Origin of the sequence: Pseudoalteromonas sp. PPB1, from assembly GCF_015356275.1 — a bacterium.
Lineage (GTDB): Bacteria > Pseudomonadota > Gammaproteobacteria > Enterobacterales > Alteromonadaceae > Pseudoalteromonas > Pseudoalteromonas rubra_D.
This window is the reverse complement of the sequence record NZ_JACEQV010000030.1, coordinates 1-11564: the sequence shown is the minus strand read 5'-3', so window position 1 is coordinate 11564 and position 11564 is coordinate 1. Positions and strand designations below refer to the sequence as shown.

Annotated in this window: 7 protein-coding genes and 1 CRISPR repeat array; of the genes, 2 read left to right on the top strand and 5 right to left on the bottom strand. The window is 47.9% G+C overall.

The genetic code is table 11. From position 1 onward, the window contains the following. Positions 1–51 precede the first annotated feature (51 nt). Entirely contained in the window at positions 52–1281 is a 1230-nt protein-coding gene (locus IY568_RS21395) for an MFS transporter (RefSeq protein WP_194868619.1), read from the bottom strand. Positions 1282–1496: 215 nt separating this feature from the next. Next, positions 1497–2927: a S41 family peptidase gene (locus IY568_RS21390; protein ID WP_194868618.1), complete on the bottom strand. Its 1431-nt coding sequence runs from the start codon at positions 2925–2927 to the stop codon at positions 1497–1499. 220 nt (positions 2928–3147) lie between these two features. On the opposite strand from IY568_RS21390, the gene IY568_RS21385 reads away from it, so the two are divergent. After that, entirely contained in the window at positions 3148–5964 is a 2817-nt protein-coding gene (locus IY568_RS21385; RefSeq protein WP_194868617.1) for a hypothetical protein, read from the top strand. A 212-nt stretch (positions 5965–6176) separates the two neighbouring features. Here IY568_RS21385 and IY568_RS21380 read toward each other — a convergent pair whose 3' ends face one another. Both IY568_RS21380 and IY568_RS21375 read right to left on the bottom strand, forming a co-directional pair. Continuing rightward, positions 6177–7550, bottom strand: a complete 1374-nt coding sequence (locus IY568_RS21380) for a winged helix-turn-helix domain-containing protein (protein WP_194868616.1) — start codon at positions 7548–7550, stop codon at positions 6177–6179. An 84-nt stretch (positions 7551–7634) separates the two neighbouring features. Continuing rightward, the gene (locus IY568_RS21375; RefSeq protein ID WP_194868615.1) at positions 7635–8048 is read right to left on the bottom strand and encodes a VOC family protein; all 414 of its coding nucleotides are present in this window, start codon (positions 8046–8048) and stop codon (positions 7635–7637) included. 417 nt (positions 8049–8465) lie between these two features. Between IY568_RS21375 and IY568_RS21370 the strand changes: the two genes are divergently transcribed. Then, a complete protein-coding gene (locus IY568_RS21370; protein ID WP_194868614.1) occupies positions 8466–9929 on the top strand; it encodes a collagenase in 1464 nt (487 codons plus the stop codon). Between the two features lie 311 nt (positions 9930–10240). On the opposite strand, the gene IY568_RS21365 is transcribed toward IY568_RS21370, so the two are convergent. After that, entirely contained in the window at positions 10241–10915 is a 675-nt protein-coding gene (locus IY568_RS21365; protein WP_194868613.1) for a hypothetical protein, read from the bottom strand. Positions 10916–11083: 168 nt separating this feature from the next. Further along, a CRISPR array of direct repeats spans positions 11084–11541; the repeat unit is 29 nt; unit sequence CGGTTTAGCCCCGTGCGTACGGGGAACAC. Positions 11542–11564: the final 23 nt, after the last annotated feature.

The following is an 11564-nucleotide window of genomic DNA, read 5'->3' as shown; positions in this document are numbered from 1 at the left end:
AATCCCATTAGATTAAACAGAGCGACTGCACGTTGCAGCCGCTCTGGCTATTTACACTTCAGACACTGTGCGAGGAGTGGCTTTTAGCTTAAGCTCGGCCACTTTGTAAAACGCCAGGGCCGCGAAGGAGGTAATCGTTGTCAGCACAAATAACATTACCCCATTCGATAAATCCAGCACCAGGCCGCCTAAAATGGGCGCAAACGCATATCCTAATGAGCACAAACCTGCCGCACCAAAATAGCTGGCCTTAAGGTTATCCGGCGCCAACCTGTCTACATACACATTGATATTGCTGAACATAATTGCTTCGCTCAGGCTCAGCACAATCATCGCCGTTATCCAGCCCCAGGTATTGTGCACATCATTCAGGGCCATCATCACTTGCGAGACCACCAGGATAGCGCCGCCCAGATACAGCCTGTGCTCTATGCGCCAATTTCGCATTAGGTGCAATAACGGAAACTGGCAGACAATGATCACGGTGGAGTTGGTAATGATCACCGCCGAGATCAACCAGGCAAGCTCAGGGACTTCAGCGCGGGTAAGATATTGCACCAGGCTGGTATCACACTGCGCATAAACGAAATACACCAGCGTCGTTGCCACTAATACCACCAAAAAGGTGCTGTCTTTATTGAGTATTTTCAGCCACTGGGAGAACTTAGGCGCAGACTGAGTAATTTGCGCAGTGCTCTCCCCTGCTGGCCGGAAATACACCAAAGCCACCAGCAGGCCCAGATAAGACACCGCAGTATATATAAAACTGAATTGCTCACCATTGAGGCCCGCCCACAGACCATAAAGCGGACCCAGCGCTGCACCCACATTGACCAAGAAGTACAGTAAGTGAAGCGCCAGCTCCCGGTCTTTGGGGTTAGCCAGCTCTTCAGTCAGCAAGGCTTTGCTTGGTGCTTCCCATAGTGTACGTGGCATACAAGCCAGAAACACTGCGACGGCAAACAGCCACAACGCATTGGCCAGAGCCAGCAGAGTAAATGACACGACCCCGACCAACACCGCCACATAGAGCATTTTGGTACGGCCGAACCGGTCTGCCAGATTGCCGGTGTAAAATCCTAAAAACACGGCCAATGTGGCTGAACCCGTCAATAACAGCCCGACCTCAGTGGCACTCAGACCATAACTTTCATACAGCATTACTGCGAGAAACGGCCACACCATATAGTAACTTGCGCGAACAAAGAAATTGCCAATCAACATCACCCAGACCAAAGGCGTAAATCGCGACAACTGCATTGGTAAACTACTTATATCCATATTTTTCCCTAGTATCGTTATTTTTATTGCGGTCAGACTAATTCCTCAAGTTAAGTTTAGGTCAAACTCAATTTGGTCTTTTTTACTATTTTCATCATATCATCACGCAAGATTGTGCAAACAATAATAACAACACGCGTCATCAGACTCTGAGATCAAAAATGCGGCCATTTTGGCCGCTTAAACAGGACACCTCAATGACGGAATAACCGCTCTTAAAGAGAGCGGGATGCACTCAGCGCTCTGGCCAACCACTGGGCTTTACTCAGGCCCTGCTGAGCGATCTCAGTATCCGGCTGTACTGGCGTCATTTGTTGTTTGCCTGACGGACGGTCCAGGATAAAGCGCGGTGCAACGGCACGTATCCCGGTATACTTAAGCGTCAGAAACTGGATCCCACCACTTTGCGAGCTGCGTCCACCGGTTGGCGTGCCAACCAAAGTCGCCAGGCCGTAGTCCTGAATGGTATTTGCAAACAGTACGGATGATGAGTAGGTCAGCGGCCCCGTCAACACACTCACCTTACCTTTAAAGCGCACACTTTTATCCGCTTCTGGCTGTGTCATCTTAGTCAATTCCCCTGACAAGACGGAGCCGACAACCTCACCTGGATCACGGTATTTCTGTAAAATTCGCACCTGATAGGTCGAGCCATGGCGGTAAGGTTGAGTGGCAATATAATTCAGGATGCCCCGTTTCCAGAAAACGTCATCTCCCCCGGTATTGTCAGAAATATCTATCATCAAATGCTGGATCTGGGCTTTGTTCAGCTGAGCAAACGTATCCGCCATAAAACGAAAATAGGTATCCGGTTCGTCCCAGCCAAACTGCTTGATGGTTAAAACAGCCTGCTGGTTGTCGAGCAGTTTGAGGTTGAAGTTTTCGTCGAAAGTGCGTTGTTTGATACTTTTGGGTGCCTTATTCAGTGCAGCAATCTGCACTGTCTTGCCCGTGCCGAACGTCAGCGTAAATGCGTCCGTAGCGCCATACGTCAGCCGATAAGTCATGGCAAACCGGCGAGCCAGTAAAGCACTGCGAAACGCTAGATTGTCGCCCTCAATCCGTTGCAGCAAGGCAGCGACCACTTCAGTCGTCGGTATGCCATTAATTTCAGTGATGTATTGTCCCTCATGAACCGATGGTGCACCGCCCAGCTCACTGACAACATTCAGCCCTTGCTCACTCACCGATACCTCAAACGGAAACAAAGTTATCCCCTGCGCGACCCAGTTTCGCCACTGCGCATTGGTCCCATCTCCAATGCTCAGGTGACCATCCGCCATCATGCCGTTGAGGCTGGCAAACTCACGCCATACCTGCTCACCTGTCATCGGCTTATCCAGCGTGTCACGCAGTGCGTCTATCCGAGCGTAAAATGCATCAATATCATCAATGCTGTGCGTCAGGTCCGGGTGCGTGGCATGCACCCAGTGCGTCCATTGGTCAATATCCGCCTGAATTTGCTCAGCACTGTATCGCTTAGAGAAATGTCCCAGCGACTCTTGTGCCTGAACAACCTGGGTACCCAGCATAAGCACCACGGCTTTAACCAGTGAAGAGCTTAACTGACGTCTGAACCAGGCAGTTACACCCTTATTATGCTGTTCAGGAATTCTGGTAGAAACGGGCGTGGTACTTTTGTACATATCGGTATCCTTTGTATTGTACTTATTTGTATTGTCGTCATGAATACTGGTTGCAGTTTACATACCAAATTTAATTACAATAAAATCAACATCTTAACAATTAAAATTGCAATCCCGGACGGACAACGGACAGTCCGCGGACAGTATCACCGTAACCATTTTATTGGATGTTTTTTCTGCATGCTGTAGAATGCCGCCGGATTTTTCTTGGAGAATTTGAATGCAGTATTTGATTTTTGGCATGCTTTTTATATTCGGTGCAATAGAGCAGGCTCAGGCACAAGTCGATGTCAGCAAGCTCAGTGTTTACAAAGCAGCTGAACATGAATATACAAATTATGAAGCCTCTAGTGGGGTGTCAAAAATTAGCGGGAACACCCTGTTTAAAGAGGGCAGAGAAGGTAACACCTTTTATCATGTCGATAGCCAGGGCATCACTTTTAAACGCCAGTACCCCAAGTCATACTTCGTTGAACCGACAAACACAGTTGTTGAGTACGAGCTATCTGACGACGGTAAAAAACTGCTCTCGATTGAAAAAACCAACGAAGTTGCAAAAATCTGGCAGATCAATACCGACTTTTCGTTAGAGTTATTATCGGAGATTAGCTTTAACAAGACGCCCGAAGAACTGACATTTGTCGATTTCGATTTTCAGGATGGTCACTATATTTTGTACGGCCAGAGAGAAGATGGCACCTTTGTGCGCACTGTATTTGCCTGGGATCAAGCCAACAACAGCTTTTCACAACACAGCCGTTTAACGTTCAATAACCAAAACTCCTCTCATAACCTTGCGTTTCATAACTACCCAGAGCAGGGGCTAATGGTCGCAATCTCTCCAGAAACACTTTACCTCTATCAGGAAGGTACACGAGAATTTGAACTAAAGCAGGAACTGGCTTTTGAATTTACAAGCCATAACCGTATTGCAACCCAGCTGGACACCATTAATAACCGCTTATTGGTACATTACTGGTCAGAAACCATAATGTTAGAGCTGGACGAAAACAACAGCGTGACGGCCGCCTCATCGCACCCTCACCAGAATTTGTTTGGGCTTAACATCAGAGTAGGTGATATTCACCCGACTGCGGAACGTTTAATCGCTCAGGATATAAACTGCTTATACACACTAAGCTTAAACGATGCCAATACTTATACGGCAACAGAGTTAGATTGTAGCCCGGAAGTCACCAATATCAGTGATATCAGTGATATCAGCGCGGACGGAGACAAACTACTTATGCCTGGCCAGGGCCTTAGTGTCGCCGATATCTCCAATATTAATGACATTAAAAAGATAACCCGCCCACAAGAGCAAGGGCGCATCAAATCACCAGGCTACCACCATGTGAATCTGCCTTTAGGGGAGCACAGCAGCCTGAACTACAATGGTACTTTACTAACCCACAGCCATTTAACACCTGAGCATGGCCAGACCTTTGTATCTGACAGCCCGCTTGAAAGTCCACTCACCCCCGAATGTAGATACCGATGCAAGGCATGGCTGACCCTGGGTAAAGAAGTGGTGGCATTGCATAACGACCAATTTACCCGTTACAGTGTGAGCAGTGAAGAGGAAACGCTAAGCACACTCAGAGGTAACCTCACTTTGAGCGACAGTGGGTCACTCGGTATTTGGTTCAAAGCCATTGCATTGAATGAGACAGAATTCATGCTGACTGACGGCAGTTCCCTGTCAGTCTTTACTAAAACCCAGACAGGGTTTGTCCATAAATTCACTCAAAACATCAATATTGAGTTCGATTATTATGGCTATACCGACGTCGACTTTTTATATCATAATAACCAGTTGCATTTGTTCGACAGAGACAACAAACAACTGGTGCGCTATAACTACACGGGCGATGAGCTCGCTTATGACATTGCCATTCCTTTTGGTCCACTCGACTCAGGCGATATTTTCGACAGAAACTTAGCGACTTATATGCTCAATGATCGTCTGATTGTTGAAACCCAACGCGGTTATCAGTACATCAACGCAGTCAAGATATTCAAGATCGAAAACAACACCCTCATTGAAGAAGCCAGCTTACCGGGTACATTGATTGCGCAACCCTATGCACTCAGTGACACGCAAATGGTGCTTTTAGCCGATCAAGGTGACAACAAGGTTTTTGTATTTGACGCATCGGTTGATGAGCCCCTCATTGAGATAGGGGACTACAACGGCTACGAGGGAAGTTACCTACCAAAAGATCAGCTATTACATTTTTATGGTCAGGGCAGTGTCTTTATAGGTGAAGCCTTAGAACCACTTTCCGATACGCTGGACATCACCACGTTACAGGGTGTTGAAGCAGAATTTGACCTCAATGAGATTTTTAACGCCTCACTGCAGGGCAAACTGACATTTTCAGCGGAGAATTTACCACCGGGTCTGACCTTATCCGAACAAGGCATTATGCACTTTGACGGCACCGAGCTGTACGACACGACGATAGCGATTGATGTCATGGATAGCCATCAGAGAACCAGTACTTTTTCAGTGCTCAATAGCTATGTCTCGGGTCCCCAGGCCATAGACAGCCTGCTGATTGAGGTCACGCAAAATGAATCACACACAGTGGATCTGAAAACCCTGGTTACCGACGCTCTGGCAGTCGCAGTCAATGGCGTAGCAGGAGAGATGACTTTGTCTGAATCCACCCTCACTATAACCTTCGCAGAGCCTGGTGCATATCAATTGCCTTTCAGTGCAGTTAATGTGCACGGCGCCATCGCAACTCATGTCCTGCACTTTGACGTGTCAGAGCAAATCATTGATCAAGGTGACGATTCAGACGCTGAAAAAAACCCAGACAATGGTGAACAGGATAATGGCAACGAGGACAATCACACTGGAGACTCAGAGACTAAAACCGACGAAAACACCACGTCAAGTACTGGCAATACCAGCAGTACAACCAACGCTGCAAAAAGCGAGGGTGGTTCAGGTGGTAGTATGGCCTGGCTACTGATGGCCATGGTCCTGCTGTTGCCAGTTCGCAACCGTGCCAGACAGGTGCGTTAAACCGCGCTGGTTAAGTAAAAAAGCGCCATCGGGCGCTTTTTTTATACCAATTTGCTTAATTAAGTGGTCTATTTTGAGGCGAGAAAATAGGGTCGATAACAAGGCAAAAATTTTGCTATTTAGTTGCTCTAAATGAGAAATTTTTAACGCTGTTAGCGTCCTATTTGCTCCTTCAAATAGACCAGGTATTAAGTGAAATTGGTATTATGTGCTTAGTGGGCAATGATCCCCAGTCGCTGGACAAACTGCTGATATGGCGGGTAATCGTGTAACGGCGTAAATACCGGATCCACTGCCGCCCATAGCACGGCGTACTGACGCGCCTCAAAAGCCCGATTCAGGTAAGTCACTGCGATTTCGGGCTCACCTGCCATAACCGCATAACGCGCCAATGAAATGGGCGGCGTGTAATGACCAATCTCTGCACGCACAGGATCTTCGGTTAACAGCCAACGATAAACGCCGGGCAAGCCCTCACGTGCGAATACCGATTCGACCTGTGCCATGAGTTGCGGGCTGTACCCCGCATCCTGCATGACCCACTTCATCTGTGCAAACGCATTCTCGTACTCACCCAGTTGCTCATACACTGTGCGTAAACAAGTATGATAAAAGCGATTGCTGTCGCTGTAAGGCTGCAATTTTAGCAGCGCATCCAGCGCGGCTTCGTGACGCTGACTCATGGTGTAGACCCAGGCCACGCTCTCACTGGAATACCCCTTGGGCTCTAACAATCTATACTGCTCAATGTGTTCCAGCGCCCCCTGAAAATTGCCCCTCGCCAGCAGGTATTGTCCATACCAGTGATGCCCTTCGGCATGAGGCAATGCAGCCCTGAAGTAACGACTTGCAGCGTGCGGGTCAAAGTCAATTAGCATGATCAGCTGAGCCATTAATAAATTGGCTTTCAGATGTTTGGGTGATTTGGCCAACACCGACTGGAGCAAAGCATTGGCACGATTACGGTTGCGAGTGTGACGCTGTGGGTCGTCCAGTAGCTGACGTAAATACGCATCTGCCAGCAAGACTTGTGGCTCTGCCAGATCGGCGCGCTTAAGTGTCAGTTGTTGCAACAAAGCAATGCTCTGATCAATGGCATCGGGAGTGTGATTAAGTAAATAGCGTGCTTTTTTAAATTGCTCAGCCTGTTCGGGTGACATCGGCTCAGGTGTCGACAACCCGCGAAACTGGCTGCCCAACAGCACCACACCCAGCAAGCAAATGGCAACCAGGATCATCACACCCCCCGAGAAAAAAGGCTTGTCTTCGCCTATTTTTGGGCCCACCCAGCGGTAACCAACCCCTGACACCGTTTTAATATAAATAGGCTGTTTAACGCTGTCGCCCAGTAACTTACGCAGGCCATTCACAGTGACATAAATGGCATCTTCACTCACCACCCGGCCCGGCCATAAAGTGTTAAAGATCTGCTCTTTCGTCACATCCTGACTGGCATGCGTCATGAGCAAATTCAGCAGCGCATACTGCTTGTCATCCAGCGAAATTACGCGCTGACCACTATGCAACTGCTGATGCTGATGATTAAGCACCCAATCTGGTTTTGGAATGATGTTGACCGTCGCCATCCCGGCAGCCTCTGATAGAACCCTTTCTGACCACCGATAATAAAGTAAATTTTTTGTAAAGTCTCGTACCGATTTATCGAAATATTAATCACTGTTACGCTCAGCGGGTATATCACTCAGATATTCAACAAATTCCACTTCAAATCCTGCCGGGTCAATAAAGTACACATTCTTACGATGCGGATGCTGTGTCCCTTGTTTATCTACTGAATACCCGGCCTGCACCAGGCGTGCAACCACCCTGTCAACCGACTGTACCACATAGGCAAAGTGCGCCAGCCCCACCGAATGACCACTCAGCTCCCGATTACGACCCTCACCGTGATCGCTCAAGGCAAGATAATGATAATCATCGCCAAAATGTAACCAGTTTCTGGGCTTACCATGCCAGCTGCCGCTTCCTTCACTGCGTACACGCCAATGTGGAAAAGCAGCCTTATAAAAATTTAACATCTGCTCGATATCGTCAACAACCAGATTTACATGTTCCAGATACATAACGTGTCTCCTTATTTGTTTTGCATTGTGCCATTGAACAAACGCAGTACCTGCGCGCTAAACGATAAATGATTAACCGTGAACTGTTTCATGTCCTGACTCCTTTATTAATGTGCAGCCAAGATAAAACCTCAAGTTAAGTTGTGGTAAAGCATTTTTTTGATTTTATTTTTCTCAGGCCATGGCAGTGCCGGCAAACATCAATGAACACTTGAATATTGTATAAAATATAATATATTTACTTCGCTTCTGTTTATTTTACATACAGAAGACACAGGTTTGGATTTGCACACGTGCCAAAGTATTTATTTATCCACTTGTTAATTAAGGATTAAAAGTACATTAGAGCACAGCATATCTTGGCCAACTCTAAACCGCATACATGCGGTTAATACAACAACTGTAAAGGAAAGAACGATGAATCTGATTAAACACACGTGGTGTATACCACTGCTTGTTTTGCTCAATGGGCCGGCTATCGCAGCCCAGCTGGAAGATAAATGCGCCACTTCTGCTCCCTTCACCGGCAGGACGTTGCAAGATGGAGAAACCGTCTGCCTGCCAGCCAGCTCGCGTACCTATCTGAGCGTGGCAAATTTGGATAACTATGACAACGTTGCCATCAGTACCGCATACGGCACTGGCGACCTCAGCATGTATGCCCGCAGTGGTGGCTGGCCCAGGCTGGACGGCAGCGACCCCAGTTCCTCCACACCGGGCAATAAAGAATGTATTGTGCTGAAACGCCCCGCTTCGTATTGGGGCTATATCACACTGGATGGCAGCCACAGCGGCAGCTCTATTGTGGTCGATCTGGGTGCCACGACCTGTCGAACCACAGATACTACGGAGCCACCAACAGAGCCCCCGGGAGGCAACGACGGATACCCATACGATCATGTCAATATTCAGGTGTACCGTTTTCAGTTTAGCGACACCCCACTGGCATGGCCGACCATGGAAAGTGACTTACAAGGTGTTACCACTTACTACGATCAGCAGTCTTATGGCCGCTTTAATGTCACTTACGACACCAGTACGCCCGTCATTGACATCAATCAGCCTAAGAGCACCTATGACAACGACTTCCATGGCTGGACCGCACTGTGGAAAAGCAAGATCCGTGCGCTGGGTGTTGACCCGGATGCCCCGGGCAATGCTCAGGTGGTGATGATGGTGGCACCCCAGGTAGGCAACTTTAACTCCAGCGCTGCGCCGCCGAGTATTTCGCTTTACCACCACACTACAGGCGTGGTTGCGCACGAATTGGGACACGCACTCGGGCTGCGCCACGCCAAAGCACTGGAGGCAGGCCCGGGTAAAATCATAGGCGTGGGTGATTACGACACAGAAAGCCTGAACTATGGCAATGTTTACAGCATGATGGGCATGGGCGCACACTCCTTACAAGCCTACAACTTGCTGTACAAACACTTTTTTGGCTGGCTAACCGACAGCGAAGTACCGGTGATTAATGCCTCGGGTACCTACCGTATCTATGCTTTTGACCAGGGCGCTAACAACCAAGGATATATAGGCCTGCGTTTAAAGTCTGGCAATAACAAATATACGTACTGGCTGGAATACCGCACGTCTCATGACCGATATACCGATACGCAAAACGGCGTGTTGATTAACTTACAAGGCTATTTTGAAAATGAAACCGATGAGCGATTCTGGAAAACCACTTCCTATCTGCTGGATATGACTCCGGGCTCCAAAACCCCCGGTTGGTGGGGCGATGACCAAACCGACTCAGAGCTGATCATAGGTCAAAGCTATACCGATCACTGGGGCGGATTTACTATCACACCAACCCGAAAAGGCGGGACTGTGGGCACGCCCGACGCATGGATTGAAGTGCAGGTAGAACTGAAGTAACGCAATGGCTTAACACAAGTATTGTCATACTAAGATAGCAGGGTATCACCCTGCTATCTTATTTTAATTTACACCCTCGTACTCCACATCAGACCTGAGTCTATATGCCATCCAACACACAAACTAAATTATCACCATGAGCTTAAATTCATCAGACCCATTTTCTTAAACGCGACAAAAATATATGGAAAAGTTAACAGGGCTAAAAGAAGAAAAGCTGAATGAAAATGGCCAGATAATCACTGAATCATAAGATAAACGAATGCGACTAGCAGGCCAGCCTGGTCTGGCTGACCTCATTTGATAAGCGATTAAAACGCGTACTGCAGGTTTACACCCCAGTTACGAAACTCATCTGCATAACGATATTCCGTATTCATTGACCAGGATTTATTGAAGTGATAACCCACTGCCACTAAACCGTAAAGGTTATTAGGCGCATAACCTGACAGATACTCATAACCAATTGCTGCTTTAAGGGTCAGATTATTTGAAAAGACATTCTGATATTGAACACGCAGGTCCCATAAATCTGTATCTAAACTGCCACTGGAGTGGTGCTTTATCGAGCCCAAGCCATCATCGCGAACAGCCAAATATTCAATTTGGTAATCGATCTCCATTTTACCGTGCAGTAAGCCAACATCTACCGATGAAGTGCTGTCCAAATCAAAGATAAAACCGCCACCCACACGATATCTGGTCAGTTCAACACCATGATTTGTATGGAAAGTTTCAAAGCCTTCAGCAGTATTAACTTGGTTGACAGTTCTCTCGAACTGCTCAGCATTCAATTCAAAGTAAAACTCGTCGACACGTTTACTGACCGTTAATTGCATACCGCCAGTAGAAAAGTCGGATTGATCACCGTGACGCTTATAACCCGCTTCAACATAATCATAATTTACCGCCTGAACTTGCTCCGCCATAGCACTCGTACCGCACAACAACAAAGTCAAACCGGCCAAAGAAGGTAACTGCTTCATATCTATCCTAAATATGTACCTAAAAATGAGCGCGACATTGTATTGGTTTTTCAGCAAATAGCCAGCTATAAAGCAAAAGCTCTAAAAATAAGCTAGAAGAAAGCAAAACCCGGCTGACCCCGTGCGTATGGGGAAGACAGCTGGATATTGCGCCACACGTGAGTTGACCGGTTTAGCCCCGTGCGTACGGGGAAGACGGCTCGTGTTTCCGCACGTACAATGTGTATTGCGGTTTAGCCCCGTGCGTACGGGGAAGACGTTACTGGATTGGATCGAAGCGCTGTTAAATTACGGTTTAGCCCCGTGCGTACGGGGAACACTTCCTGTTTTAGCCGGTCAATGGTGGATAGCGCGGTTTAGCCCCGTGCGTACGGGGAACACCGCCCGTGGTCCCTGGCGAAATTGTACCAGGCACGGTTTAGCCCCGTGCGTACGGGGAACACCGCACCAATGTGCACCTGTAACGCTGGAGCGCCGGTTTAGCCCCGTGCGTACGGGGAACACTTGCTAATGTAAGTGGTGACCGCATGCCCGATCGGTTTAGCCCCGTGCGTACGGGGAACACTAATCCTTTATCAAATGGTTCCGGCAATTTTCCGGTTTAGCCCCGTGCGTACGGGGAACACAGAACCCCTAACAGGATCTGAAT

What these genes read in the sequence shown, in the direction of transcription:
- IY568_RS21390 (WP_194868618.1), bottom strand. Translation starts at nt 2,927, where the DNA reads ATGTACAAAAGTACCACGCCCGTTTCTACCAGAATTCCTGAACAGCAT.
- IY568_RS21385 (WP_194868617.1), top strand. Translation starts at nt 3,148, where the DNA reads ATGCAGTATTTGATTTTTGGCATGCTTTTTATATTCGGTGCAATAGAG.
- IY568_RS21365 (WP_194868613.1), bottom strand. Translation starts at nt 10,915, where the DNA reads ATGAAGCAGTTACCTTCTTTGGCCGGTTTGACTTTGTTGTTGTGCGGT.
- IY568_RS21375 (WP_194868615.1), bottom strand. Translation starts at nt 8,048, where the DNA reads ATGTATCTGGAACATGTAAATCTGGTTGTTGACGATATCGAGCAGATG.
- IY568_RS21370 (WP_194868614.1), top strand. Translation starts at nt 8,466, where the DNA reads ATGAATCTGATTAAACACACGTGGTGTATACCACTGCTTGTTTTGCTC.
- IY568_RS21380 (WP_194868616.1), bottom strand. Translation starts at nt 7,550, where the DNA reads ATGGCGACGGTCAACATCATTCCAAAACCAGATTGGGTGCTTAATCAT.
- IY568_RS21395 (WP_194868619.1), bottom strand. Translation starts at nt 1,281, where the DNA reads ATGGATATAAGTAGTTTACCAATGCAGTTGTCGCGATTTACGCCTTTG.